The organism is Dactylococcopsis salina PCC 8305 (genome assembly GCF_000317615.1).
In the GTDB taxonomy this organism is placed as follows: domain Bacteria; phylum Cyanobacteriota; class Cyanobacteriia; order Cyanobacteriales; family Rubidibacteraceae; genus Halothece; species Halothece salina.
Map to the genome: position 1 here is coordinate 717,174 of NC_019780.1, position 25,996 is coordinate 743,169.

At 44.1% G+C, this 25,996-nt stretch carries 26 protein-coding genes; 6 read left to right on the forward strand and 20 right to left on the reverse strand.

What is annotated here, in order from left to right:
* Positions 1-64: 64 nt before the first annotated feature.
* Positions 65-2,317 (forward strand): photosystem I core protein PsaA, encoded by a 2,253-nt coding sequence (psaA, locus tag DACSA_RS03655; protein WP_015228476.1) that lies wholly within the window; start codon positions 65-67, stop codon positions 2,315-2,317.
* A 150-nt stretch (positions 2,318-2,467) separates the two neighbouring features.
* A complete protein-coding gene (gene psaB / locus DACSA_RS03660) occupies positions 2,468-4,684 on the forward strand; it encodes a photosystem I core protein PsaB (RefSeq protein WP_015228477.1) in 2,217 nt (738 codons plus the stop codon).
* Positions 4,685-4,940: 256 nt separating this feature from the next.
* Here psaB and DACSA_RS03665 read toward each other — a convergent pair whose 3' ends face one another.
* A complete protein-coding gene (locus DACSA_RS03665) occupies positions 4,941-5,495 on the reverse strand; it encodes a methylmalonic aciduria and homocystinuria type D protein (protein WP_015228478.1) in 555 nt (184 codons plus the stop codon).
* A gap of 134 nt (positions 5,496-5,629) precedes the next feature.
* On the opposite strand from DACSA_RS03665, the gene DACSA_RS03670 reads away from it, so the two are divergent.
* From DACSA_RS03670 to recF, 4 genes are all read left to right on the forward strand, one after another.
* A complete protein-coding gene (locus tag DACSA_RS03670; protein ID WP_015228479.1) occupies positions 5,630-6,376 on the forward strand; it encodes a hypothetical protein in 747 nt (248 codons plus the stop codon).
* Positions 6,354-6,914, forward strand: a complete 561-nt coding sequence (locus DACSA_RS03675) for a shikimate kinase (RefSeq protein WP_015228480.1) — start codon at positions 6,354-6,356, stop codon at positions 6,912-6,914. Before DACSA_RS03670 ends, DACSA_RS03675 begins: the two co-directional genes overlap by 23 nt.
* Before the next feature lie 70 nt (positions 6,915-6,984).
* On the forward strand, positions 6,985-8,166 hold the full coding sequence (locus tag DACSA_RS03680; protein WP_015228481.1) for an aldo/keto reductase: 1,182 nt from the start codon (positions 6,985-6,987) through the stop codon (positions 8,164-8,166).
* Between the two features lie 2 nt (positions 8,167-8,168).
* On the forward strand, positions 8,169-9,308 hold the full coding sequence (gene recF, locus DACSA_RS03685) for a DNA replication/repair protein RecF (protein WP_015228482.1): 1,140 nt from the start codon (positions 8,169-8,171) through the stop codon (positions 9,306-9,308).
* 152 nt (positions 9,309-9,460) lie between these two features.
* On the opposite strand, the gene glgA is transcribed toward recF, so the two are convergent.
* From glgA to mnmA, 19 genes are all read right to left on the reverse strand, one after another.
* Positions 9,461-10,876, reverse strand: a complete 1,416-nt coding sequence (gene glgA, locus DACSA_RS03690) for a glycogen synthase GlgA (RefSeq protein ID WP_015228483.1) — start codon at positions 10,874-10,876, stop codon at positions 9,461-9,463.
* Positions 10,877-11,045: 169 nt separating this feature from the next.
* Positions 11,046-11,288 carry a hypothetical protein gene (locus DACSA_RS21250; protein ID WP_041235302.1) on the reverse strand — a complete coding sequence of 81 codons (243 nt, stop codon included), beginning with the start codon at positions 11,286-11,288 and terminating at the stop codon, positions 11,046-11,048.
* A complete protein-coding gene (locus tag DACSA_RS03700) occupies positions 11,285-11,467 on the reverse strand; it encodes a hypothetical protein (RefSeq protein WP_015228485.1) in 183 nt (60 codons plus the stop codon). The genes DACSA_RS21250 and DACSA_RS03700 overlap by 4 nt, the downstream gene beginning before the upstream one ends.
* Complete coding sequence (locus DACSA_RS03705) at positions 11,464-11,736, reverse strand: BrnT family toxin (protein WP_015228486.1); 273 nt, start codon at positions 11,734-11,736, stop codon at positions 11,464-11,466. The genes DACSA_RS03700 and DACSA_RS03705 overlap by 4 nt, the downstream gene beginning before the upstream one ends.
* A gap of 223 nt (positions 11,737-11,959) precedes the next feature.
* Positions 11,960-12,622, reverse strand: a complete 663-nt coding sequence (locus DACSA_RS03710; protein WP_015228487.1) for a Na(+)/H(+) antiporter subunit B — start codon at positions 12,620-12,622, stop codon at positions 11,960-11,962.
* Positions 12,622-13,200 (reverse strand): DUF4040 domain-containing protein, encoded by a 579-nt coding sequence (locus DACSA_RS03715; RefSeq protein ID WP_015228488.1) that lies wholly within the window; start codon positions 13,198-13,200, stop codon positions 12,622-12,624. The genes DACSA_RS03710 and DACSA_RS03715 overlap by 1 nt, the downstream gene beginning before the upstream one ends.
* Complete coding sequence (locus DACSA_RS03720) at positions 13,193-13,477, reverse strand: monovalent cation/H(+) antiporter subunit G (protein ID WP_015228489.1); 285 nt, start codon at positions 13,475-13,477, stop codon at positions 13,193-13,195. The genes DACSA_RS03715 and DACSA_RS03720 overlap by 8 nt, the downstream gene beginning before the upstream one ends.
* Positions 13,474-13,725, reverse strand: coding sequence for a hypothetical protein (locus DACSA_RS03725; RefSeq protein WP_015228490.1), 252 nt, complete (start codon positions 13,723-13,725; stop codon positions 13,474-13,476). Before DACSA_RS03725 ends, DACSA_RS03720 begins: the two co-directional genes overlap by 4 nt.
* A gap of 105 nt (positions 13,726-13,830) precedes the next feature.
* Complete coding sequence (locus tag DACSA_RS03730) at positions 13,831-14,229, reverse strand: Na+/H+ antiporter subunit E (RefSeq protein WP_015228491.1); 399 nt, start codon at positions 14,227-14,229, stop codon at positions 13,831-13,833.
* Positions 14,208-15,656: a cation:proton antiporter gene (locus DACSA_RS03735; RefSeq protein WP_015228492.1), complete on the reverse strand. Its 1,449-nt coding sequence runs from the start codon at positions 15,654-15,656 to the stop codon at positions 14,208-14,210. Before DACSA_RS03735 ends, DACSA_RS03730 begins: the two co-directional genes overlap by 22 nt.
* Positions 15,653-15,994 carry a cation:proton antiporter subunit C gene (locus DACSA_RS03740; RefSeq protein WP_015228493.1) on the reverse strand — a complete coding sequence of 114 codons (342 nt, stop codon included), beginning with the start codon at positions 15,992-15,994 and terminating at the stop codon, positions 15,653-15,655. The genes DACSA_RS03735 and DACSA_RS03740 overlap by 4 nt, the downstream gene beginning before the upstream one ends.
* Before the next feature lie 195 nt (positions 15,995-16,189).
* Positions 16,190-22,711 carry a phytase gene (locus DACSA_RS21255; protein ID WP_015228494.1) on the reverse strand — a complete coding sequence of 2,174 codons (6,522 nt, stop codon included), beginning with the start codon at positions 22,709-22,711 and terminating at the stop codon, positions 16,190-16,192.
* Positions 22,712-22,925: 214 nt separating this feature from the next.
* Positions 22,926-23,126, reverse strand: coding sequence for an Hsp20/alpha crystallin family protein (locus DACSA_RS22420; protein WP_051017274.1), 201 nt, complete (start codon positions 23,124-23,126; stop codon positions 22,926-22,928).
* Positions 23,127-23,166: 40 nt separating this feature from the next.
* Entirely contained in the window at positions 23,167-23,292 is a 126-nt protein-coding gene (locus DACSA_RS22425) for an Hsp20/alpha crystallin family protein (RefSeq protein WP_198007625.1), read from the reverse strand.
* A 50-nt stretch (positions 23,293-23,342) separates the two neighbouring features.
* Positions 23,343-23,492, reverse strand: a complete 150-nt coding sequence (locus tag DACSA_RS20210) for a hypothetical protein (protein WP_156800639.1) — start codon at positions 23,490-23,492, stop codon at positions 23,343-23,345.
* A complete protein-coding gene (locus DACSA_RS03755) occupies positions 23,477-23,806 on the reverse strand; it encodes a hypothetical protein (RefSeq protein ID WP_015228495.1) in 330 nt (109 codons plus the stop codon). The genes DACSA_RS20210 and DACSA_RS03755 overlap by 16 nt, the downstream gene beginning before the upstream one ends.
* A 164-nt stretch (positions 23,807-23,970) precedes the next feature.
* Positions 23,971-24,117, reverse strand: a complete 147-nt coding sequence (locus DACSA_RS21270) for a hypothetical protein (protein WP_015228496.1) — start codon at positions 24,115-24,117, stop codon at positions 23,971-23,973.
* Positions 24,118-24,156: 39 nt separating this feature from the next.
* Positions 24,157-24,717, reverse strand: a complete 561-nt coding sequence (locus DACSA_RS21275; RefSeq protein WP_015228497.1) for a hypothetical protein — start codon at positions 24,715-24,717, stop codon at positions 24,157-24,159.
* A gap of 156 nt (positions 24,718-24,873) precedes the next feature.
* A complete protein-coding gene (gene mnmA / locus DACSA_RS03765; RefSeq protein ID WP_041235303.1) occupies positions 24,874-25,929 on the reverse strand; it encodes a tRNA 2-thiouridine(34) synthase MnmA in 1,056 nt (351 codons plus the stop codon).
* Positions 25,930-25,996 lie beyond the last annotated feature (67 nt).

A 25,996-nucleotide genomic window follows, 5' to 3' on the forward strand; every position in this document is an offset into this window, starting at 1 on the left:
GTTCTTTAAAGGTTATTCCAAAATAGGAAATAGCCCTTAAACCTGTCTAGAGAGGAGATCCCCAATGACAATAAGTCCTCCGGAAAATGAGGAAAAAGTCAGGGTAGCAGTGGATAAAGACCCGGTTCCAACTTCATTCGAGAAGTGGGGCAAACCTGGTCATTTTGACCGCACCCTGTCCAAAGGACCCAAAACCACAACTTGGATTTGGAATTTACACGCAGACGCACACGACTTTGATAGTCAAGGCAATTTAGAAGACGTTTCGCGCAAAATCTTCAGCGCACACTTCGGTCACTTAGCCATTATCTTTTTGTGGTTAAGTGGAATGTATTTTCACGGCGCTCGTTTTTCCAACTATGAGGCTTGGTTAGGCGACCCCACCAACATTAAACCTAGCGCCCAAGTGGTTTGGCCCATTGTTGGTCAAGAAATCTTGAACGCCGATGTCGGCGGTGGTTTCCAAGGGATTCAGATTACATCTGGATTCTTCTACCTCTGGCGAGCATCTGGCTTTACCAATAGTTATCAGCTTTATTGCACTGCCATTGGCGGTTTAGTCATGGCGGCGCTGATGCTATTTGCAGGTTGGTTCCACTATCACAAACGCGCTCCGAAACTGGAATGGTTCCAGAATGTGGAGTCGATGTTGAACCACCACCTCGCCGGTTTGCTAGGGTTAGGCTGTTTATCTTGGGCAGGTCACCAAATTCACGTTTCTTTACCCGTGAATAAGCTCTTGGATTCAGGAGTAGCTGCGAAAGATATTCCCTTGCCGCACCAATTTATTTTGGATAGAAGTTTGATGGCGGAACTCTATCCCAGTTTTGAACAAGGTTTAAAGCCATTCTTTACCTTGAACTGGGGAGAATACGCGGACTTCTTGACCTTCAAAGGGGGATTAAACCCAACTACAGGTGGCTTGTGGTTATCTGATACGGCTCACCACCACTTAGCATTAGCGGTGTTGTTCATTATTGCTGGTCATATGTACCGCACCAACTGGCGCATTGGTCACAGCATTAAAGAAATTTTAGAAGCGCATAAAGGTCCGTTAACCGGTGAAGGTCACAAAGGGCTTTATGAAATCCTCACAACTTCTTGGCACGCTCAGTTAGCCATCAACTTGGCAATGTTGGGTTCAGTGACAATTATTGTGGCGCAGCATATGTACGCGATGCCTCCGTATCCTTACATTGCGACGGATTACGCAACTCAATTGTCTCTGTTTACTCACCATATGTGGATCGGTGGCTTCTTGGTTGTCGGTGCGGGAGCGCACGCGGCGATCTTTATGGTGCGAGATTATGATCCAGCGAAAAATGTGAATAATTTGCTCGATCGGGTCTTGCGTCAAAGAGATGCGTTAATTTCCCACCTGAACTGGGTTTGCATCTTCTTAGGCTTCCACAGCTTCGGATTATATGTCCACAACGACACGATGCGTGCATTAGGTCGTCCCCAAGATATGTTCTCCGATAGCGCGATTCAACTACAGCCGATTTTTGCCCAGTGGGTACAAAATCTGCACACCCTTGCTCCTGGCGGCACCGCTCCCAACGCGATCGAGCCAGCAAGTTACGCCTTCGGTGGAGAAACGATCGCCGTCGGTGGTAAAGTCGCCATGATGCCCATTGAACTCGGCACGGCGGACTTTATGGTGCATCATATTCACGCTTTCACCATTCACGTCACCGTACTGATCCTCCTGAAAGGGGTCTTGTACGCTCGGAACTCCCGTCTGATTCCAGATAAATCAGAACTCGGATTCCGTTTCCCCTGTGATGGTCCAGGTCGTGGCGGTACTTGCCAGGTTTCCGGTTGGGACCATGTGTTCCTCGGTTTATTCTGGATGTATAACGCCCTCTCGATCGTCATCTTCCACTTCAGTTGGAAAATGCAATCGGACGTTTGGGGAACGGTCTCACCAGATGGCACGGTCTCTCACATCACCTCTGGTAACTTTGCCACCAGCGCGATTACCATTAACGGTTGGTTGCGTGACTTCCTCTGGGGGCAATCCGCGAACGTGATTAACTCCTACGGTTCGGCTCTGTCTGCCTATGGTTTAATCTTCTTGGGAGCGCACTTTGTCTGGGCATTTAGCTTGATGTTCTTATTCAGTGGTCGTGGCTACTGGCAAGAATTAATCGAGTCGATCGTCTGGGCGCATAATAAGCTCAGAGTTGCTCCAGCAATCCAACCCCGCGCTCTCAGCATTGTGCAAGGACGTGCAGTAGGAGTGGCTCACTTCCTACTAGGCGGCATTGGTACAACCTGGGCGTTCTTTATCGCCAGAATCATCGCCGTCGGTTGACGGTAAGCAAGAAAAACGGTAACACTGGTATAAAAATCAGTGAAACCACCCTGACCCCGAAAACTTCGGTTCAAGGGGTCAGACACTCCAAGAATCAACGAATAAACTGATTTATTCATTCATTTGTAAAGAGGATTTCCAACAAAGGCTATGGCAACCAAATTTCCAAAATTTAGCCAAGACCTTGCTCAAGATCCAACAACTCGTCGGATTTGGTACGGGATTGCAACCGCTCACGACTTTGAAAGCCATGATGGGATGACAGAGGAGAATCTTTACCAAAAGATTTTTGCCTCTCACTTTGGACACATTGCCATCATCTTCCTGTGGACTTCCGGTACCCTATTCCACGTTGCTTGGCAAGGTAATTTTGAACAGTGGATTAAAGACCCTTTAAACGTCCGTCCCATTGCCCACGCAATTTGGGACCCTCACTTTGGCGAAGCTGCGGTCGATGCGTTTACGCAAGCTGGTGCTTCTAACCCTGTAAACATTGCTTACTCTGGTGTTTACCACTGGTTCTACACCATTGGCATGACCACCAACAGTGAACTTTACCAAGGCGCAGTGTTCTTGTTATTGCTGTCTGCTGTGTTCCTGTTTGCAGGATGGCTACACTTACAACCGAAGTTCCGTCCCAGTCTTTCTTGGTTCAAAAACGCTGAATCTCGTTTAAACCACCACTTAGCAGGTTTATTCGGCGTGAGTTCCTTAGCTTGGGCAGGTCACTTGGTTCACGTCGCAATTCCTGAATCTCGGGGTCAGCACGTGGGTTGGGATAACTTCCTGCAAGTGAAACCTCACCCTGCTGGTTTAGGACCTTTCTTTAGTGGGAACTGGGGTGTGTATGCAGAAAATCCTGATACTGCTAACCACATATTTGGCACTTCCGAAGGCGCTGGATCAGCCATCTTAACTTTCCTCGGTGGCTTCCATCCCCAAACCGAATCGCTGTGGTTAACTGATATGGCTCACCACCACCTCGCGATCGCGGTAATCTTCATTATTGCGGGTCATATGTACCGTACCAACTTCGGTATTGGTCACAGCATCCGCGAAATGCTCGATGCCAAAGAAGGGCTTTTCGGCTCTAAGGTAGAAGGACAGTTTAACCTGCCTCACCAAGGGCTTTATGACACCTTAAATAACTCCTTACACTTCCAGTTAGCATTAGCACTGGCAGCGTTAGGAACTGTTACCTCTTTGGTAGCACAACATATGTATTCCCTGCCGCCTTATGCGTTTATCGCACGGGATTACACCACGCAAGCGGCGCTTTATACTCACCACCAGTACATTGCGGGCTTCATTATGGTGGGTGCATTTGCTCACGGTGCGATTTTCTTAATCCGTGACTACGATCCCGAACAAAATAAAGGAAACGTACTCGATCGCGTTCTTCAGCACAAAGAAGCGATTATCTCTCACTTAAGTTGGGTTTCTCTGTTCTTAGGATTCCACACTTTAGGACTCTATGTTCACAACGACGTAGTAGTTGCCTTTGGTACTCCTGAGAAACAAATTCTCATCGAACCTGTGTTCGCTCAATTTGTACAAAGCGCACACGGAAAAGCCCTGTATGGTATGGATGCGTTGTTATCTAACGCTGACAGTGTTGCCTCTAACGCAGGAGCCGCTTGGCTCCCGGGTTGGCTTGATGCCATCAACAGTGGCGATAACTCCCTGTTCCTCACCATTGGACCTGGAGACTTCTTAGTTCACCACGCGATCGCGCTCGGACTGCACACTACAACCTTAATTCTGGTGAAAGGTGCATTAGACGCTCGTGGTTCTAAATTAATGCCGGACAAAAAAGACTTCGGTTATAGCTTCCCCTGCGACGGTCCAGGTCGTGGCGGTACTTGCGACATCTCAGCTTGGGATGCGTTCTACCTCGCCGTCTTCTGGATGTTGAACACATTAGGCTGGATTACCTTCTACTGGCACTGGAAACACCTCGGTGTCTGGCAAGGTAACGTTGCTCAGTTCAACGAATCTTCTACCTACCTCATGGGATGGTTACGGGATTATCTGTGGCTCAACTCAGCGCAGTTAATCAACGGTTATAACACCTTTGGCATGAATAACTTGTCCGTTTGGGCTTGGATGTTCCTCTTTGGACACCTCGTCTGGGCGACTGGATTTATGTTCCTCATCTCCTGGCGTGGTTACTGGCAAGAATTGATCGAAACCATTGTTTGGGCACACGAGCGCACTCCTCTAGCGAACCTCGTTCGTTGGAAAGACAAGCCCGTTGCTCTCTCCATTGTGCAAGCACGTTTAGTGGGATTAGCTCACTTCAGTGTTGGCTATATTCTCACCTACGCCGCCTTCCTCATTGCCTCAACCTCATCTCTGTTTGGTTGACGCGGGTTAAGGTCATCTGGCTAGATTAAACTGAACAATCCCCTACCGCTACGGTGGGGGATTTTTAATTTTTTTGCTTAATTTGGGTTTCCTGAATAAAACTGAAACCTTTACCCAATGAGGCTTTAAGGCTCTTAACTCCTCAAAAAAGTGCAAGGGAGACAAGGGAGACAAGGGAGCGATTTTTCTTCCCCATCTTACCTCTTGCCTAAGGCAACTTGCCTTTTGCCTTACTACACCAAAAACATGAACTTTTTCAGCAAACCCTAATTTGCCAACGAAAACGAGAGGTTGCTGTTTTAATTACCGCTTTAATCATTTCTGGATGCGCCGAAGATAACATCACACTGGGATAAACCGCTTCTCCCCATTGCGGATGAATCATACAGGTACAATCTCCAGGAGTCGTTTCTAATCCCAGTAAAGTCGAAACCACCTTCACATCATCATGGTTGAGTACACCTGGATGAGAGAGTAAAGGTTGTCCACTACGAGGATCAATTAAATCCGCAAGTTCACCCTTTTCTTTTAAGTCAAACGCAACTTCTACCCCAAAGCGCATAAATTGTTCTCGCAACCTTTGTTTTTCTTGCTCTACAATGTTTGAGCAAGTGGATAAAGGAAACTGTGCTTTTTGGAGAATAATCACAACCCAGGTACTGGGGAGCGTCCAATCTGGAAGCATTTTCTCCAAATTCTCTTTAACGAAAGGAGTAGGCTGACAAATGTAAACTTCTAAAGGGATTTTTGAGGCCGCTAACAAGGTAAAAACTGGAGCAATTTTTGGCAGTTGAACTGAGGGATAAACCATATTCTTAACTGCAATGAATAGAGGATTGCTTATAGTTTTACATTCTCTGGGAAAAATGGCTAGGAAAATTAAAAAATTATGGGGATAATTTACATCTCGAAAGATATAAATCGATCGTTATTTGAGGATATTGAATGAGAAATGCCAAAATCAAGTTAATCATTGGGGGAATTATTCTCCTGATGGCTCTAATTTTCTTTGCTCAGAATCGTTCCCCCACTGTGGCTTTAGTCATTTTTGGTAGTGAGACGATCGCGCTCCCTGTGGCACTTTGGTTAATTATCGGGGTAATTTTTGGTTTCCTAACCAGTCTTTTATTACAGTTACTCTTCCGAGTGTCTTTTTCTCCCAAGAAACCCCGCCGAGAATGGGATGAGGAAGAAGGCGATTTTGAGTTTCCAGAAGCGGAAGAAGAAGCAAGGGAGCGTTTTACTACAGAAAATCGTTCCAGTTATCAAGAAACCACTGAAAATAACAGGAGAAAACAAGATTTATCCTTTGATGAATCAGAAGCTGATTGGGAATCCCCTCCCCGAAGAGAAGACTGGAATCAGATTGATGATGACTGGAATATTGAAGAACCACCGCCATCCAATTTTCAGCGTAAAGGTGATTCTGATTACAGCATTTATGAAATCCAAAGCGAACCCGAAAAAACGTCTCAAACGGGATCAGTGTATTCCTATCGCTATCGAGAGGCGAATCGGGAGTTTTACAATCCAGAAGAGGAGAATTATGATCAGGAAGATGATGATGATGAAGAAGAAGACAATCCAACGCCAAAATCCTCTCAAATTTATGAAGCTAATTATCGCGTAATTCGTCCTCCTTTATGGAATTTATCGAAAGAAGAAAACAATGATGATGAAGACAAAGACTAATTTATTACAAGGATTAAATATTTATCTGGTTGGTTTAATGGGAGTGGGGAAAACTGCGGTTGGGAAAGAAATTGCTCAACAACTAAATTATCGCTTTTTTGATACAGATGATTTAATTATCCGAGTGGAAGGAAAAGCAATCACTGATATTTTTGCTCAGAAGGGAGAAACCTATTTTCGAGAGTTAGAAACGAAAGTTTTACAGGAATTATCCGTTTGTACTCGGAGTGTAATTGCGACGGGTGGCGGGATTATTATGAAAAAGGAAAATTGGAGTTTTTTACAACAAGGATTAGTGGTTTGGTTGGATGCAAAAACGGATTTAATTATGGAACGACTTGCTGAAGATAATACTCGCCCTTTATTAAAAACAGAAAATCCGAAACAAACTTTAGACGATTTATGGTGGAAACGTCGTTCTCGTTATGCACAATCGGATTTACAAATCTCGATCGAGCGCTCTCAATCTCCCAGTGAAATTGCTTCTGAAGTTTTGATGCAAATTCCCGAGGTAATTAAGCAAGCATCTGATCAATAGTTTTAAAATTCTACTATAAAATATCGGTAGGGGGAATCGCCCCTGTAATAAATTCAATTTTAGAAAACAAATGCTTTATCGTCGTTTTGGTCGTACTGAATTACAAATCCCCGTTTTTTCTTGTGGAGGAATGCGATATCAACACAAATGGCAAGATATTCCGCTTCAGGATGTTCCCGATGAAAATCAACAGAATTTAGAAGCAACAATTAAACGTTCTCTTGCGTTAGGAATTAATCATATTGAAACCGCGAGAGGATATGGAAGTTCGGAAATGCAGTTGGGTCAAGTTTTACCGAAATTCGATCGATCTCAATTAATTATTCAAACAAAAGTCGCACCAAAAGATGATCCGAAAGAATTTAGACGACAGTTTAATCAATCCTTACATTTTCTCAATTTAGATTATGTGGATTTATTGGGGATTCATGGAATTAATACCGAAGAATTATTAGAACAAACGGTTCGTCCTGGCGGTTGTTTAGATGAAGTGAGAAAATTACAAAAAGCAGGAAAAGTCAGGTTTGTTGGCTTTTCCACTCATGGGACACCCGAAGTCATTACGAAAACCATTGAAACTGATCAATTTGATTATGTAAACCTTCATTGGTATTATATCAATCAGGCGAATTGGAGCGCGATCGAAGCCGCAAATCGTCACGATATGGGGGTATTTATTATTAGTCCTTCTGATAAAGGGGGACAACTTTATAAACCGCCTCAAAAGCTGGTAGAATTATGTCAACCGTTAAGTCCAATGGTGTTTAATGACTTATTTTGTTTGAGTCATCCCCAGGTTCATACTTTATCTTTAGGTGCATCTAATCCGAGTGATTTTGATGAACATTTGAAGGTTTTATCCCTTATTGAAAAAGCCGATCAGATTTTACCGCCAATTTTAGAACGTTTAGAAAAAACCGCGATCGAGCAGTTAGGAGAAAACTGGTATCAAACCTGGCATTTCGGTTTACCTCGCGCGGAAGAAACGCCCAATAATATTAATATTCCTGTCATTTTATGGCTGCAAAATCTCGCTCGATCGTATGACTTAATTGATTATGCCAAAATGCGCTATAACTTGTTAGGAAAAGCAGGTCACTGGTTTCCTGGAGAAAAAGCAGAAAATGTGGAATCATTAAACTTAAAAGACTGTTTAAAAAATAGTCCTCACGCTGCTAAAATTCCCAGCCTTTTAGCAGAAGCACATCAAGCGTTTAATGGGGAAGCAGTGAAGCGTTTATCACAACAATAAGAATGTATTTAAGAGAATTACATCTAACTCGCTTCCGAAATTATCAGAATTGCTTGATCGAATTTGAGACCCAAAAAACGATTTTGCTGGGAAATAATGCTCAAGGAAAATCGAATCTTTTAGAAGCAGTGGAACTCTTGGCGACTTTGAAAAGTCATCGGACAAGTAAAGATCAAGATTTGGTTTTTCAAAAAGCAGAAGTAGGACAAATAAAAGCCATTGTTAAACGATTGTATAGTGAAACTGAGCTAACTTTAACCTTACGTCAAAAAGGACGGCGCACCGTTGCGGTTAACCATGAATCGTTACGGCGACAAATTGATTTCTTGGGAAGATTAAACGCCGTTGAATTTTCTAGTTTAGATTTAGATTTAGTGCGCGGTTCTCCCGAAAAACGTCGCCATTGGATTGATGCTTTATTAATTCAAATTGAGCCAGTTTATGCCTACATTTTACAGGAATATAATAAAGTTTTACGCCAAAGAAATGCCCTCTTAAAAACCATTCGTAAATCTCTTGATGAGGGTGAAGTTAATTCTGAAGAATCCACTTGGGAACAATTGGCGTTGTGGGATTCACAACTCGCCGCCAATGGATCACGGGTGATGCGTCGTCGTGCGAGAGTAATGGCAAGATTAGCACCGATCGCGCAACAATGGCATCGTAAAATTAGTAAGGAAACTGAACAATTAAACATTGAATATGCGCCGAATGTGAATTGGTTGGAAGATAATCCGCAAGTTGTCCAACAAGCGATTTTAGATCGGATTAAATTACGAAAAGTAGCAGAAGAGAACTTAGGAACAACGGTAGTCGGACCCCATCGAGATGAAGTCGAGTTTACAATTAATGAAACACCCGCGCGGTCTTATGGGTCATCAGGACAGCAACGCACCTTAGTTTTAGCGTTAAAATTAGCAGAGTTAGAATTAATTGAAACGGTAGTCGGAGAACCGCCGTTATTACTCCTAGATGATGTTTTAGCAGAACTTGACCTCGATCGACAAAATCAATTATTAAGCGCGATCGCCGATCGATTTCAAACCCTAATTACCACCACTCATTTAAGTTCCTTTGATCAGCAATGGGTCAAATCTTCACAGATTCTAACCATAGACAATGGCACAATCAACAAAAAGTAGGGTGGGTGTAGCGAAGCGAAACCCAACACCAATCAGGTTCTTCACCCCACCTACACCTGTTGGGTTTCGTAAACTTCACCCAACCTACACCTGTTGGGTTTCGTAAACTTCACCCAACCTACACCTGTTGGGTTTCGTAAACTCCACCCAACCTACTTTGATTCTGGAGAGGTGACAGACGGTAAGGTTTCCGCAGTTGGGGAGAGAATATCTTGATAGAGTTGAATATATTTCCGCGCCGATCGTTCCCAACTAAAATCCTGAGACATTCCTCGGATTTGTAACTCTTTCCAAGTCTCTCGATACAGATAACTTTCCGAAGCACGAATCAGAGAGGTGTATAAATCTAAGGATTCATAAAGATTGAAACAATATCCCGTTCCTGTTTTTTCAATGGGATTATGAGGAGAAACAGTATCCACTAAACCGCCAGTATGACGAACAATGGGAACGCAACCATAGCGCATCGCCATCATTTGACTAATCCCACAAGGTTCAAACCGTGACGGCATTAAAAAGGCATCACTACCGCCATAAATGCGTCGGGATAGTCCATCATTATAAAGCAGTTGCACCGACATTCGCCCTGGATACCGTTCTGATATCTCTCGCAGTTGAGTTTCGTATCGTTCTTCCCCTGTGCCTAAAACTAAGAACTGATCGCCTGTATAGCTTAAATACTGCTCAAGAATCGGTAAGACAATATCTAACCCCTTTTGTTCCACCAACCGCGTCACCATACTAACCAAAAACGCGCCACTATTCACTTCTAATCCCACTTGTTTCTGTAGGGCGATCTTATTCGTTACTCGCTGATCAAGGGTTTCGATCGAAAACGGTTGATCTAAATTGCTATCCGTCGCGGGATTATATTGATCGGGATCAATCCCGTTAACCACACCAACAATTTTATCCTTTTTCAAAGCCAAGAGTGCGTCTAACGCTTCCCCATACTCTGGGGTTTGAATTTGTTTCGCATAAGTAGGAGAAACGGTATTAACACAGTCAGCAAACTGAATCGCACCCGCCATAACATTATTTTCCTGCATATACGGCGGACACCAAGCCATCTCTTCCACGTGCGATCGAGCAGGCCCCTGGTAAGCTAGATTATGGATGGTAAACACCGTTTTAATCTCAGGGGTTTTGTACATCCAAACGGGAATCATCCCCGTATGCCAATCATGGCAATGAATCACATTGGGCTGCCAATAATTCAAAGCAAATTGCGCCCCCCCATTGGCAAAAAATGTAAACCGCCATGGTTCATCATCCCCCTGATAAATGCGACGGGGTGCAAAGGCAGCGTGTCCTAACAAATAAAGCGGCACATCAGTTCCAGGTAAAACTGTCTCGAAAATATCAAAGGTTTGAAACATGGCGCTACCTTGCCAAACCGACTTTTCTGGAATTTCCAACTTATCTGGCAAAAACCCATAGTAAGGCATTAAAATTCTGACATCGTGACCCATTTTCCGCAAAATTGGGGTCAGTGTTCCCACCACATCTCCCATTCCCCCAACTTTCGCAATGGGCGCCGCTTCCGCCGCTACAAATAAAATTTTCATGATCGATTTATTTAAATAACCCTTTCCTAGCTGAGTCTATTATGATCTGACCCCATAATCCTGACGATCGTCAACCCATTTCACTGTTTCCCGTTGAAAGATACGAGTAACAGCTACAAAGTCAACATCGTGTTTTTTGCGGTTGCTTTGCCGTTTGCCCTCGTCCCATTCAAACTCCATTACTCTCCTCTACATACATTTTACTTCCTTCATTAAACACCCACGCCTTGCCGTCAGGGTCCCGATCGCGCGTTCTCTCAATCAGAATTTCATTCCCCTTTTCCTTCCAACGGGTTAAGGTTTTTCTATCGACCCCTAACCGCTTGGACAAACTTCGCGCTGAAAGACCAGACGGAGCTGTTGTTTTTCCCCCATTCTTCCCAAGAGACTCTGGTAATATTTTTTCTTTCACGGCTGTTCGCCCTCCTTGTCTAACCTTTTATAAGGGAAATGCTGAACTGGCTGCATTTGCTCCAAAATATCATCCCCCAAACAATGATTGTCCCAAAAGGCTTGCTCTTCTTCTTCAGTTTCAAATTCTGGTATAGACTCCCAATTGGTAATTTCTTCTCGGTTTTGTGCTTGAGTCATAATCCCTCCTGATAGCGTCTTTGTTCTTTTCGTGTTGCTCTGTAAGCTGTAATGGTTCGGATTTTGCCGTTTCGGATAGTGTAAATGATTGTGAGTATGCGTCCTGCTTCTGTTTGTCCAAGCGTTGCAAATCTTTGCTCTTCTCTTACACTGTAGGCTTTAGCTTCCAATCGGTTTGGATCGCTAAAAATTTGCTCTACTTCATCAGCACTCACCTGATGCTCTGCAATATGATCAAGGTTAGCTTTATCCCAGTCGAACTCAAGCATTACTCTCCTGTACATACATTTTATATCAGGTTCGGGTAATTCCTTATAATTGGTGTTGGGTTTCGCGTGGAGACGTTCTCATCCTAATCACAAAGCTATAGCGCTACGCGCTAGGCAAGAGGCTTGCATGCAAAAGGCAAAAGTAAGTTATAGGTGAGTTTCAACATTTTGGAATGTCCTAACCTGATTTTGTAGCGCTATAACAAGAGACCGAAATGTGAGCTTAAAGCAATCCCCGATAACGAATAAAAAGTAAAATAGCAGCCCAAGAACCCAGCGTAACTTTAATCGCAACTAAGGTATTAAGTAGAGGAATCACGCCGCCACTCAAGAACATTCCCAACTCCCCTTTAGGTAATTCCCAACCCACCAACGTCATCACTGCGACTGCAATAAAAATTAGCACCGAGACTTTTTCTATAATTGCAGCGTGCCATTTTTTATAAATCGCCTCCATCCACTCAGAATTGGAGGTAATCGCAATTAAACCAATCGCTGTTCCCCCAGCAACCCCTGCGGCAAATCCCCCACCTGGACTCAAATGACCGCGAATGGCAAGTTCAATACTCACTAAAGCAGCAATGGTCGCTCCCAGACGTGCTAACACGATCGAAGGGTGATCGCTAAACTGATAAACCGTCTCTGTTGGTTGCTCATTTGCCAAGAGAAAACGCACGCCTAAAATGGCAATGGTAAACACTACCACTTCAAAAATCGTATCGTAAAGGCGATTTCTAAAAATAATTCCAGATACAGAATTTGAGACTCCACTCTCAGCAACAATGGATTCCACGATCGCAATTTCTTCCCAATCCGCTGCGGGATTCGGCAAGACCACCATTTTAACCAACAAAGCAAACCCAGCGATCGCGTACACCCATTTCATCAGTGTTTCTCCCCTTCATTAACAGTAGCGACATAGGTAACAGTTGTGTCTGGAAAAACCAACTCCTTTTCCATAATTTCATAGAGGCGAGAGACTCGAATCGCAGTGTGATAAGTTGGTTCTGGATCAGCAACCGCAGTCTGATTTTGAGACAGATTTTCTTCTTTGTGAGTGGTACAGGTAGCATGAATTTCTTTTTCCTGTAACGCCCCTTTTAAGGCTTCGAGATGGGGATATTCAACAATCTCTAAACGCAAATGATATTGATGAATCACCTTTCTGATTTGCGCGATGAGTTCTTGCAAAGAATCGTTGGTTTCCGTCTCAGTTGGCAACACTCCCAAACGCATCACTAAAGAAGAACGCACTGCCACCACATAAAGGGTAATCGCCAACATTGTCCCCACTAAGGCTTCTGTTAACGCCACATCAGCCGCCCCTAACACCGCATAGACTAAGGCGGCGATCGCGCCTAAAATCGCCCGCAACACCAACGCCTGATAGGGATTGGCTTGTAACACTGAGGTTAAAGCGGCTAAGGGTAACAGGGCAACAATGATATAAACATAGTTATCCATCCTGCTCCTCCTCCTCATCACTTGAACAGTACGCTAAAACATATCCTAATACAGTATTCCAGATTGCTAAAGAAATAATAGCAAGGAGTAATAGCGTCCATTCACTGGGAATTTTGAGGAGTAAACCGATAATGATACTCATTGAGCCTAGGGTATCTGCCACAGAAAGACTGTGCAGTTTAAACAAAACTGAGCGATTTCCAATTAGGGGTAATGTTCCCCAAAACCAGAAAATAATGCCCACTACAATCAAGCCATAACTTAAACCATCAATCATACTCTATCCAACCGTTTAATTAAATGAGCAAGAAGCATTAATCCCGCATTACCAACACTGAGGATAATGACAGCAACAACGCCAATCCACCAATCATCACGCAAAACCGAAATCAACAGCATGATAATCGAAGTTTTAGTAGCAATACTGGCAAAAGCAAGCATTTTCTGCCAGATATCTTGATCTTGACAGGCTTCATAAATCGGAATAAGTAAAGCTGCAACCATAGCAATTAAAATTGAGTCCATTTTTCCTCCTTATATCAGGTTTAGATAATTACTTATTATTTGTGTTGGGTTACGCTTCACTCCACCCAACCTACTTTTGACTGGTCACTGGTCACTGGTCACTGATCACTGATCACTGATTTTCCGTCGAACGCGGTGGACTTTATACCAACCTTGTTCCTCATATTTCAAAACAATCGTTTTCGGAGTAAAGGTAATTAAAAAGATATCCAAAAAAATTAGTCCTGGTGTCCGTTTTGGTTTAACTCTTTCTCTGACGATTTCTTCTTCATCATGGGGACGCAGCATGATTTGGATTGCTTCTAAATAGGCTTGGGGAATGGCAATAATAATTTCCCACAAGACTCGCATCCACTCTCGCAAAGGTTCTGGGGAGGCAAAGTGACGGGGTAATAAGAAAGCAATGCTGATGCCAATGATAATATTTGCCACACTCAGATCAGCAGTGAGCAAAAACCAAATGGTGAGACGTAAAATGATATTCAGATAGGGGATTGCGTCCATACACTCCAGAATAATAAGATTAACATCACGGTCATCATCCCGATGAGATGATCAAATTCCTCGATCGCACGGGATGGCTTAATTGCTAATTTTTTAAATATAAAAAGATAGGCTAACCAGCCGATAACAATCGTTGCTAGGGGTTTAATAATGTTATTGATTGTATAGGCTTCATAATAAAAAATGTTCGCTGCGACTAACCCACCGAGCAAAATGACCATTGCTGACCAAAACCCCAGTTTTAAGGGCAGTTTCTCCGTTGTCTTTTGATGGGGTAAAAAGATAAATTTGGCGAAAGAAATGGCAGTTCCCAAAGCAGCGATATTCATAGCAACCACTTGCCAAGGTAATAAATTTTTACTGGTTAAAACTTTCGCCCCAAATCCAGACAGCAACGGAAAGCCAGAAATTGAAAAACTCGCAATCACTAACGCTATCCAAATCTCAGTACGAATCGGTTGATGCTGTAATTCTTTAAAGTTACGACTGGGTAAACCCCCCGTAATTAAAAATAAAGCAGACTTGACTAATCCGTGAGTTAGGGCATAAAATCCGCCGACCACTGGCGCTGCGAGAACAAAACCTAATTGGGAAATGGTATGAAAAGCCAGCATCCGTTTCGCGTCTTTTTCAAAAACAGCATAACCTACCCCTAAAAGGGCGGTTCCCACGCCAAAAAAGCGAACAATCGGATCAAGTTCCTCGATCATCAGCGCACACCGCACGAGGGGAAATACCCCTGCTTTTACCACTACTCCCGATAGCATCGCTGAAACAGGAGTTTGTGATTCAGAGTGGGTGAGGGGTAGCCATAACCCAGAGATAAAAATGCCTCCTTTTGCTAAAAGTCCCAAGAAAATGAGGGCAACTGCATCGGGAGGAGCTCCCTGCAAACTTGCAAAACTGAAGGAATTATCGACTTGATAGACTAGCACTGTCCCTACTAAGTAGAATAGCATAGCCGTATTGCTCACAAAAAGATAGCGTAATCCCACCCAGATCGCGCGATCGGTGCGAGGATAAGAAATTAACAAAAACGAAGCAATACTGATCACCTCTAGCGCCACATAGAGACTGATAAAATCAGCACAAATAAAGGTCGAATTGACACTCCCATGCAGAATTATTAACTGCATGAAAAAGAAAGCTGATTTCTCACTTTGCCAACAGTAAAAAATAACTGCAAGGGTGACAAGGGCATTGGTTAGAATAAAAAAACTACTGAGTTGATCAGCAATTAAAGTCACGCCGAAACTATCCAACACTTGAATATTGATCGGCGAAGGTTCAAGAAATAGTAACCCAGAATAAACAACTGAAGTGAGAGCAATTCCTAAAGCTAACCAGCGAGACAACTTAGGAACAAGATAGCTGAAAAACCCAATAAAAAAGGATAAAGCAATCCAAGCGATGGTTGTCTGCGTCATGGTTGATTACTTTCCTCAATTGCTTTGGTTTCCAGTGTGGGGTTATTTTTTGCCAATTTTATTACCCCCACCAGCATTAAGGCTTGAATGGAAAAGCCGATAACAATCGCTGTTAAAATAACCGCTTGTGGAACGGGATCAGCATAAGCAACTTTTTCGGTATTGGTATTGGTGATAATAGGAGTAAACAAACCGCTTCGGGAGGCGACAAGAACGTAGTAAGCAATCACTCCCGTACTCATAATATCCATTGAGATAATTTTCATCACCAGATTTCTCTTAAAGATGATGCCAAAAAAACCACAGAAAACAGTGGCAAATACAAAAGTTTCTAACATCTTATTTCACCTTCTTAATCATCAAGGCTGGTTTCAATTAGCTCTAATTGGTTATCCCCCCAATCCTCACTTCGCTCCGGCCCTTTGAAAGGGGGGCTTTGGACAGCTATGATCTGTTATCACTCTAAGATTCTAACCTATCACATCTGGCTAAGTCTTGGTAGGGTGGGCTAATGCCCACCTTAACTGTAACTTTTATACGGCTTCTATTTCGGATTGAATCACAAATTGGTTTGCGTTTAAGTCACTTTCATTAATCCCCAACAACCGCGCTAATTCGTTGTCACCAGCAGCAACGATCGTGGCGGCCCCATCAAGAGTCAGGGTTAAATCGGCAAACTCACTGATGCTGTCAATCCCACCGATACCGAGAACATCTTCATCAGGGGTAAAGTCTGTAATTTCGTTGGTGCTTGTTGGGAATTGGGCGTTGGCAATCCAGAATTGATCTGCACCGTTACCGCCAGTAAAGACGTTGTTTCCGCCTTCAGGGGTGAAGAAACGGTCATCTCCGTCACCGCCGATCGCGCGATCGTTGCTACCAGCAAGGAGGATATCATCACCGCTACCGCCATAGAGACGATTGTCACCACTGCCCACAGACGCATCGAGAACATCATTACCCGCGCCACCAAACGCGCGATCGTTGCTGCTAACGAGTAACTCATCAGCATCGCTACCGCCATAGAGACGGTTACCACCGCCACCGACAGACGCATCTACCACATCATCACCGCTACCAGCAAAAGTTAATTCATTGGTTGTCGGTTCAATCTCATCATCGCCCAAACTGCCAAAACGCGGTTGAGGTAGCGTTTCAGGTTGAGAGAAGTTAGCAGGATTAACCGTAAACTGACTGACAATTTCAGGGGTGCGATCGGTAATCGCTTCGGGATTCGCTAACAACTCTTCCTCTGTGTAAGCATCAACACCATAAGTGGTTACTGTCAGTTGTTGGCTATTGGGATTAATATCAAACTCTGTCCAGCCAAACGTATGCGCTGCCACATAATCCCCCTGAATCAGGTTCGCATCAACCAATCCATCCGCTTGAGGCAGATTATCATCTAAACCGACGGGGTCTAACCCTAACGGACTAATTGCAGCATCATTAAAGGCTTGCTTCAGAAAATCATCCTTATCATTCACCTCGCTGTCTAAGTCAGAGGCGACAGGTAAAGAATCATAAAACGCTCGTTGTTCAGGAGGAATCACTCCTGTCTGCGTTGCCACATCAATCACCACTTCACCAAAAGGCGGATCATAAGCAACAGACCCCGTCGTAATCTCAAAGGTACTGGTAGGAATGCGTTCCCCAAAAGGTTCTTCCTGATAGGTTAAATTATTAACGAACGTCCCATGAATATCCGCAGCCACAAACACCACATTATCAATTCCATTATCCTCAACAAACTTGAGAATCTCAGTCCGTTCCGCCAAATATCCCTCATAGCTATCCGCATTAAACAAACCTAACTCTTGGATTGGTTCAGGAACCATCACAAACTTCCAAGTCACTCCCGACTCTTCTGCTTCTAACAAGTCAGCTTTCAAGTCTTCTAGTTGCGGTTCTCCCAACATGGTACGAGTTGGATCAAATGCCTCATTAAAGAAACGGGCGACTTCCTCTGTATCAGTTGTATCAGTAACACCATCAATCTGATCATCGCGGAAAGAACGGTTATCTAAGATCATCACTGCTGCATCATCGCCGTAGGTTTGAGAACGATACAACTCCCGTTCGTTCGCCGTGCGTTCGTCTCCCGTTTCCCCGTAGAAGCGATCTTCAATGGGATTATACTCTTGGAAGGCTTGCAATCCATCTTCAAAGAGTTGAGTATCATTGATCAATCCTTCTGTTTCTGCAAAGCGAGAATCACTGTCAGCACTTGCACCACCAGCAAAATCATTAACGACTTCATGGTCATCAATCGTGGCAAAAACAGAAGTAGATTCCCGTAAATCAGCCCATGTATTTTCCCCAAAGCGGTTTCCATAGACTTCTTGATGTTTCAGTCGAAACTCAGCTAGGTTTTCCGCTTGTTCTTTTTGCGTCCCATCAGGATTCAGTAATGCGGGAGAAGTATCATCCGCATAGATGGTGTCCCCATGTTCCACAAAGAATTTTAAGTTTGCTTCGGGAACATTATTAATCGCGGGATAGGGGGCGAGTTCACCGCGCCAGTCTCCAGACACCCCAAAGGTTAAACCATTGTTGCCCGACTCTGCTGCGGTTTCAAATTCTCCTACTTTGGAAGTTCCCGCCGCATCAGTAACCCGATAATAATACTCAGTGTCAGCGTTTAACGCTTCTGCTTTCACCTTCACGGGTTGATTGATATCTGTAACCGTTGCGGTTAAGGTTTGAACAATGGTATTAAATTCGGCACTGGTTGCCAGTTCAAATGTCACTTCCCCCGGAACTGTGCTTCTTGTCCACAACATCGCCGTTTCTTGGCTAACATCACCACTAGCAATTCCATTGGGTAAGGTATTGGCTTCAGGGTTACGCGGATCAAAGCTAGTCGGATCAATATCTAAAGGATTCTCGAAACGGTTAGCGATATTATCCCAGGGAACAAACTTAAAGTTCGTGCTATTGTTTTCTAATTCCTCCTCATCGGGAACAGCATTTTGTGGATCATTTGCCCCATCTTGGAATACGGCTAACCCATTGGGGAAAGCGGAACCGAGGTTAACGTTAATTACATCTAAGCCATCGCTTTCGTTGACTTGATCAATCTCGCCATTATCTCCAATGACGAAGCTACCGAGATACTCATTGTTTCCTTCCCGACTATAAACCGCATAAGAAGAATCTCCCTGAGAACTCGCTAAGAGATACCCTTTACCATCAGCGCCATAATAGAGGTCTAGCCCTTCAATATCAGGAACAAGGGGAGACGGTTCACCAGAAACCAATTGATCTGTTCCTTGGGGAATCACTTCTAAGGCATCTTGGGCGATAATTTCTCCAACCTTTTCGGTGGGGTGAATGTCATCCCAGAATAAAAACTCATTGGGATTATCAACCGCCTCTCCTGTTTCTGTATTTAAAGCCTGATCTGTAACATTCGTAATCTCAAACGCGGCGGGATCATCAATAATGTTTTGGAGACTCACATCAAGATCAAGTTCATAGATTTCGACATCTAAACTGTCCTCTAGGGTATCGAGTTCAGTATCAAGCAGCGTGTTATATTCGCTAATTGCGCTGTTAACTGCGGTTGCATCTTCTGGGGAGGTAATGAGAGGGGCGTTTCCGAGGGGAGGAATATTCGCCACAGCAAAGTTTTCCGCGCCAGCATTGGCTAAAGTGGTGAGGTGTGAGGTTAATAAACTCACGACCTCAGCAGGGTTGGGGAGATTATCCGCATCTTGGAAGTTATTGTTACTTCCTGCAGAAATGAAGATTAAATCGTCTTCTGTGGGAGTGTTTCCAGCTAAATAGGAATTGATTTGTTCTCCGATGTTGGGAGTATTATCGGTAGATGTTCCGTCACCTAATTCCGCACCGCTAAACGCATAGTTATCACCACCCGCCAGAGAGGGAGTAGAAGCAGATAATCCCAACTCTTCAGCGATGAGTTCCACAAAAACTCGCCCGTTGGAGAAACGTCCTTCAAAATAAGGCGGTGAGGGGGGAAAGGTTCGATCGTTTCCTAAGAAGACATTTCCCACATCAACGCTACTATCACCAAAGGTGACAAATTTGGAGAACGGTTCTGGGGTGAGTTCTGATGGTTCGGTTAAGGGTTGGATAACTTGGAGATCATTTCCAGTATCGGGTTCGGCGGAGAATTTGAGAATCCCCACTCGTTCTTCTAAGGCGACATAGCCAAAACCCAGTTCTTCGTCAATGACTAAACCTTCCGATTGCGAATCTTCAGGATCACCTGTGGGAACAGGAAGTTCTAAGGTACGAACAATTTCTGCGTCAACTGTACCATTTCCCGTGTCGTTAAGTTGCAATTGGGCGACTAAATTACCGTCTGCTTGGGTGACGAAGGCGTAAGACGCACCAGAAACGGGGCTGGTGTAGGTGGCTAACCCGTAGGCGGTGGCTTCTCCGTCATCCACGCCGAAGATAGTTTCTAAGATGCCATCGGCGGTAATATCGCTTAATTCTCCTGTGTTGGGGTCGATTTGGAAGATGTTTAGGGTGTCGTTTTCGCGATCGCTGAACACGGCTAAATCAACGCTTTCTCCTCCTAAATCAAAGCCATACACCAGATCAACGTTGTTGTAGCGAATCTCCCCAAATCCTGCTTCTGGATCAACATCACTGGGGGTGATAGTTTGTTGCACTTCTCCTTGTAGATTAAAGACAACCGCACCGCCATCTTTGAGAGTTGCCATCACTAAGCTATCATCAGGATTATTGGGATTTACCCAAATCGCTGGATCATCAGAGTCTCCCTGTAACGGCGTTGCTGCATCTTCGCTGTCTTCGGTGAGAGGGGTTTCTACTGTTGGTTGCGCGATCGGTGTTCCCTCTAAATCAACAGCAAGGGTGATAAATTGGTTGGTTTGACCCTCACTAAAGTTATTATCACTAGCAATGATCAAACTCTGACGACCATCTTCTAAAGTCGGCCCAAATGCCAACGCTTCTAAGTTATCTGGCGCGATCCCTAAATCCGCTTCCAAGTCTAAAAGTTCGGTTTTAATCACTGCGGGATCAATCACAAACGGCGCTGCTTCTACCGTTTCCCCATCATCGGTAAACGGTTCTTCTCGGAACAGATCAGCCTCACTGCTGACATCTAACGCCCCTTGCGTCTTCACTTCATACAGTTTAACGGTATTGCCCACACCCTGAGAAAACGCCCGTTCTAACGCCAACAGCGTGCCGTTATTATCCACAGCCAAGAGTTCCACTAACCCATTCGTTGCCAAACCATCAGTAGGGTTGGGAACATCGGGAACCGCCGCCACATTGTAACCAAATTCGGCAACTACTTCTCCTGTCGTCAGGTCATATTTAATAATACGAGAAATACTTTCGTTTTCTGGCGTTGCGGGGGGACTATCTTGGGCTAAAGCGTTTTCTGTTGCCGTATAGAGGAAGCGTCCATCTGGGGAAATGGTAGCACTTTCAAAGGCGAGATTGTTCCGAATACCAAAAGTTCCCTCAGCGTTGGGGGTGTATTTCTCATCAACAGGAAGTTCGCTGATTTGTTCTCCATCGAGAGAAAATTCATTTACAAACGGGGGAATCTGTTGACTCGCATCTCCTTCTGAGGAAATGTAGAGAGTGTTATTATCGCTTAAAGCAATTCCTTCTGGATCAATGCTTCCTGATGCAAAAGGGTTTCCGTCAGCATCGAGGAGGGTTGTGACATCAGTAAAAGTGATGTCTCCATTTTCCACATTGATTTCGAGGGTGTAGAAGCGAGAGTTACTGGTTTCGGAACCGCGATCGTCCGATATGGCATAATAAACGCCATTAGCCGCATCATAAACCAGTCCAGATAAACCACCGATTTCGGTTTCTTCAAAGGTGGTTGCAGTGGAAATTGTCACTTCTTCTAGTAACTCAATGGCGGTAACTGTATTTCGCATGGGAATTTCCTTGTTTGTATTATTCGTAGCGATATCAACGGAAACGAGACGATGATCGGAACTAGGGAACGGAAAATTTCCCACTAGATCAAACAAAGGTTCTCCCTGTTCGGGCCAAAAAACCGAGGCTTCCTGAATCTCAAGATTAGCAGAAGGGAGGGCATAATCTACTCTTAAGTTTCCCGTTTGATCATCGGGACCGAAATCGGCGGTATCATAAGCAGGATTTCCCTGATGGGTTTCGTTTAATTCTCCTTGACGTTGGGAAGCATCCACTCCGCCTTCGCTACTGGGAATTACGGAGTTATTAATCAGAGGATTTTCGGTCAATTGAAGCGCCGCATCATTGCTACTATCGCCATCAAAGGGATCAGCGTTATAATCCCCTAAAATGACAAATTTCTCCCCTGCTTCTAAACCGCCAAAGTTGCCGTTATCATCATAAATATAATCGCTTTCGTTGGGGTTAATATAGTCAGCAAAAAGACGAATTTCATCGTGATTTCTTAACCCGTTGCGATCCTCTTCTCCGTCAAAAACTGGCGGTGTGGGATGGGCAGCTAAAGCATGAATAATCTCACCATTGATGTTAATGGGAATATCCCAATGATTTTTAGAGGAAAGACGAAATGCTTCTAATTCTTCTTCGGAATACCAGTCGTTTGGTTCGGGGGTATCTGGGTTATCAGGAAGGAGTGCGCCTGGCATATCTTTCCAGAGAAAGTTCTGAAAAGTGCGGACTTCTTCTTCTACAATGGGGTGTTTTGATAAAAGAAGCATTCCGAATTGTCCAGGGAAGTTACCAAAGCCAAAGGCATCATTACCACCACCAATTTCGCCGTTATTATCTAAGTCGAAACCCGAGGGGATTCCTGTGTTGGAGGGGGCGAAAAAAACATGAGGATAGTTAACAGGATTGAGTCCTTCACTTTGAGGAATACTTAAATAATTGTCTTGGAAAAGTTGCGCGGCTTCTCCTTCCGAGTCATCATCAAATTCATTGATTAAAATAACGTCAGGATTGTTACGCTGGATAATTTCCGCGATCGTTTGCGCTTGTTCATTGTCAGGAGTTGATAAATCGGTGATTAATTCTCCTTCGGAGTCACGATTGAGAGAGGCGTTAAAGCTGGCGAAACGTAGAGAGTCCATTTGATAATTCTAAATCCGAGAAAGATTTTTACGAAATACGATCGCGCTCATTATGTCACATTTGCGATCGGTGCTTCGTTAATGATTTTTTAAGAACAAGTAAAATTTTGCTCAGATCATCTCTAGGATTCGCCTCGGTGAAGACCGATCGATGCTACCTGAAAAGACTAATGCCCAACATTTAGAAACCGCGATCGCCGAATATAAAGTCAAGTTACCTTAAAGCCCCCCAACCCCCCAAGTTTGGGGGGCTTAAGTCGTCGATACTGTAGCGCCAATTCTCCAAAATGGTATTAGATTGACCGCCTAAATTGATTTTGACGCTTCGATTAACTGCGTCTTCCACTTTCGGGAGTCGCAGACTGAGAATGCCATCACTGTAGTCCGCTTCTACCTGATCTTGTTTGATTCCCACTGGTAAACTGATAGTACGACTGAACTTACCATATCGGAACTCAGACCCATAGCTTTAGTTCGCGATCGCTTTCGTGACGATATTCGCCACTGATGGTTACTGAGTCACGGGTAGCAGTGACATAAATGTCATCTTGTTTGAGACCTGGTAGTTGCGCTTTCAGCATTAGGTTTCCCCAGCATCGTTAAGCTCGATCGCGTACTTTTTCAGCAGACCCTACGTTAGATTTTTAGTAAATAGGGCGCGATCGCGCTTGTCTTTTAGATTTTCTTTAGCCGTTAACGCCTTGTTGGTTTGGCTGCATGATGCCGATCGAGGGTCGATCGCGCGGTAGGGGTAAATAACACTAATTATTGTCCACAGCATCGATCGTAACCGAGACTGTCTAAAATTAGATCACTGACGGCGTTAGCAATGGCAAATTCTCCATAAAAACTTTCACTAAAATCAAAGGCTTGCATTTCGGTAATAATGGCGACGACTAATGCTCCTAAATCGTTTTCTCCTTCTAAGCGTTGACGGACAAAAATTTGAGCGGCTTGTCGAGCAATGTCATGGTTGACTTTTTCGGGGATAAATTCCGCATCTAACCAGTGTTTTAATCCTTGTTTGAGCCATTCTCTTTCTTGTTCGGGGTTTTCGATCGCGGGGAGATAAATGGGTTTAACTGGATCAGTCATTGCTTTTTAGTTTGTTTAACATACTGTCCTTACATTTTAATGGGTGCGGTTAATTAATGTTGGGTTTTGTCTCCATCTACATGATTGATGTTGGGTTTCCACCCAACCTACAGGTAACTGATTGATGTTGGGTTTCCACCCAACCTACAGGTAACTACAGGTAACTATTCCCTGGCTAATAAGGTTAAACCGATCGCGATCGGGATCATCAGAGAACAAGCATATAAACCTGATTGATAAGAACCAAATGTGTCCTTAAATAAAGCCAATAAGGAAGGACCGATCGCGCTTCCAACGACTAAACTGGTCATTTGCATTCCCCCGATCGCCCCTAAATGGGTGCGCCCAAATCAACGCGGTAAAGCAACTGTGGTTAAGGTAGCAAAAAAACCGCCACTGCTTCCCAATCCCAGAATCGCTACAATTCGCCAAGGTAATAACTCTAAATTTGCCATCCCCACAAACCCCGATAATTGCAACAAGAGATCGACCAAATTAAACGTGATACCAGTGAGGGTTAAGGAATGAATGGAAAGCGCGATCGTCACGCTCCAAAATTCAATGGTTTTAATCGCTTCGGTTTGGGTGATCTCGATAAAATAACCAGCCCAGAAATGACATTCCGACACCGACACAAATCGATCATAAAAAGTAGGTTGGGTGGAGAGAAACGAAACCCAACACCCATTATAAGCAATTACCCGAACTTGATATAACCTAGCATCGTGAACGTTAACTCCCTTGACTTCATAAGTTTTGACGAGTTTTTCCCATTGTTCAAAGATGGCAGGAGTCTCTGGAAGCAGAGGCAATAGCAAAATCTCTATGGCATTAGTTGCGCTTGTCGAACTCGGATGCGATCGATCGGCACTTCTGAGTAAAATGTTGGTATCTACTAAATAAGAAGACATTTACTGTTTAACGCCCTCGTTCTCCATAAATGCTTTCTCGACTAATTGCTTCATCTGATAGTACAGGGCTTTCAGTGATTGCCCCCTAAATCCCCCAAGTGTGGGGGACTTTAATTTTTACCCCCAAAATTGGGGGGTCAGGGGGGCGATTTTCCATTAAAACCGTTCAATAACACCGCCACCGAGGACAACTTCCCCATCATATAAAACCGCTGCTTGTCCTGGGGTAACGCCGAATTGCGGTTCATCAAACATTAGCTTCACGCGACCGCTTTCTAAAGGAATAACACTCACTTTCGCTGGACGCGATCGATAACGGATTTGAACTTCTGCTTGAATGGGCGTTTTCGGTTCAGGAATCCCCAACCAGTTGATATGTCCCACCGTACACTCATTACGAGTGCCACTGTCACGGTTTCCCACCACCACTTGATTCATCGCCGCATCCAGTTTAATCACATATAGCGGTTCTGGCGCAGAAATGCCTAATCCTTTCCGTTGTCCGATCGTGTAGTGATGAATGCCCTCATGGTAGCCTAAAACCTTACCGTCTTCGTTGACAATTTCCCCTTGTTTTTCGTTGATATATTGGTCTAAGAAAGTCCGCATTGAGCCATGAGCTTCCACTAAACACAAGTCTTGGCTTTCGGGTTTATCAGCAGTGTGAAGCGCGTATTCTTGGGCAATTTGACGAGTTTCGCTTTTTTCCTTTTCACCGAGGGGAAAAATCGTGTGAGCAAGAAGGTCTTGGGGAAGATCATACAGAAAATAGGATTGATCTTTTGCGCGATCGACCGCTCTCAGAAGTTGATATCGATCGCGCTCTTGATCATAGCGAATCCTTGCATAATGTCCTGTCGCCACACAATCAATCCCTAGCTTTTCCCTAGCATAAGTGAGCATAGGCGCAAACTTCACCGTTTTATTACATTGTGAACAAGGTAAAGGAGTAATTCCCGACTCGTACCCTGAGATGAGATAATCTACCACATTACTCTGAAATTGCTCCCGACTATCGACAATATGATGAGCAATCCCCAACTGCTCACAAATCGACGCAGCATCCACCATTCCTTCGGAACAACATTGACCTTTCCCTTTCATCAACCATAACGTCAAGCCTTCCACTTCATAGCCTTGATGATGTAGAATAGCCGCAGCAGTGGAACTATCAACGCCTCCCGATAAACCGACAACAACTTTTTTATTCATAGCCCGATCACAAAGTAATAAAACCAACACTCTCCTAGGCTAGCACTGTTTACGAAGTGCTTGTTAT

Bases quoted from the DNA above. Each gene is read 5' to 3' on its own strand.
- psaB (WP_015228477.1), top strand. From the start codon at position 2,468: ATGGCAACCAAATTTCCAAAATTTAGCCAAGACCTTGCTCAAGATCCA.
- psaA (WP_015228476.1), top strand. From the start codon at position 65: ATGACAATAAGTCCTCCGGAAAATGAGGAAAAAGTCAGGGTAGCAGTG.
- glgA (WP_015228483.1), bottom strand. From the start codon at position 10,876: ATGAAAATTTTATTTGTAGCGGCGGAAGCGGCGCCCATTGCGAAAGTT.
- DACSA_RS03665 (WP_015228478.1), bottom strand. From the start codon at position 5,495: ATGGTTTATCCCTCAGTTCAACTGCCAAAAATTGCTCCAGTTTTTACC.
- DACSA_RS03675 (WP_015228480.1), top strand. From the start codon at position 6,354: ATGATGATGAAGACAAAGACTAATTTATTACAAGGATTAAATATTTAT.
- DACSA_RS03680 (WP_015228481.1), top strand. From the start codon at position 6,985: ATGCTTTATCGTCGTTTTGGTCGTACTGAATTACAAATCCCCGTTTTT.
- DACSA_RS20210 (WP_156800639.1), bottom strand. From the start codon at position 23,492: ATGCTGTGGACAATAATTAGTGTTATTTACCCCTACCGCGCGATCGAC.
- recF (WP_015228482.1), top strand. From the start codon at position 8,169: ATGTATTTAAGAGAATTACATCTAACTCGCTTCCGAAATTATCAGAAT.
- DACSA_RS03670 (WP_015228479.1), top strand. From the start codon at position 5,630: ATGAGAAATGCCAAAATCAAGTTAATCATTGGGGGAATTATTCTCCTG.
- DACSA_RS03740 (WP_015228493.1), bottom strand. From the start codon at position 15,994: ATGTTAGAAACTTTTGTATTTGCCACTGTTTTCTGTGGTTTTTTTGGC.
- DACSA_RS21255 (WP_015228494.1), bottom strand. From the start codon at position 22,711: ATGGACTCTCTACGTTTCGCCAGCTTTAACGCCTCTCTCAATCGTGAC.
- DACSA_RS03725 (WP_015228490.1), bottom strand. From the start codon at position 13,725: ATGGACTCAATTTTAATTGCTATGGTTGCAGCTTTACTTATTCCGATT.
- DACSA_RS03730 (WP_015228491.1), bottom strand. From the start codon at position 14,229: ATGGACGCAATCCCCTATCTGAATATCATTTTACGTCTCACCATTTGG.
- DACSA_RS03715 (WP_015228488.1), bottom strand. From the start codon at position 13,200: ATGGATAACTATGTTTATATCATTGTTGCCCTGTTACCCTTAGCCGCT.
- DACSA_RS03755 (WP_015228495.1), bottom strand. From the start codon at position 23,806: ATGACTGATCCAGTTAAACCCATTTATCTCCCCGCGATCGAAAACCCC.
- DACSA_RS03700 (WP_015228485.1), bottom strand. From the start codon at position 11,467: ATGACTCAAGCACAAAACCGAGAAGAAATTACCAATTGGGAGTCTATA.
- DACSA_RS03720 (WP_015228489.1), bottom strand. From the start codon at position 13,477: ATGATTGATGGTTTAAGTTATGGCTTGATTGTAGTGGGCATTATTTTC.
- DACSA_RS03735 (WP_015228492.1), bottom strand. From the start codon at position 15,656: ATGACGCAGACAACCATCGCTTGGATTGCTTTATCCTTTTTTATTGGG.
- DACSA_RS22425 (WP_198007625.1), bottom strand. From the start codon at position 23,292: ATGCTGAAAGCGCAACTACCAGGTCTCAAACAAGATGACATTTATGTC.
- DACSA_RS21270 (WP_015228496.1), bottom strand. From the start codon at position 24,117: ATGACCAGTTTAGTCGTTGGAAGCGCGATCGGTCCTTCCTTATTGGCT.
- DACSA_RS21275 (WP_015228497.1), bottom strand. From the start codon at position 24,717: ATGTCTTCTTATTTAGTAGATACCAACATTTTACTCAGAAGTGCCGAT.
- mnmA (WP_041235303.1), bottom strand. From the start codon at position 25,929: ATGAATAAAAAAGTTGTTGTCGGTTTATCGGGAGGCGTTGATAGTTCC.
- DACSA_RS03710 (WP_015228487.1), bottom strand. From the start codon at position 12,622: ATGAAATGGGTGTACGCGATCGCTGGGTTTGCTTTGTTGGTTAAAATG.
- DACSA_RS03705 (WP_015228486.1), bottom strand. From the start codon at position 11,736: ATGCTTGAGTTCGACTGGGATAAAGCTAACCTTGATCATATTGCAGAG.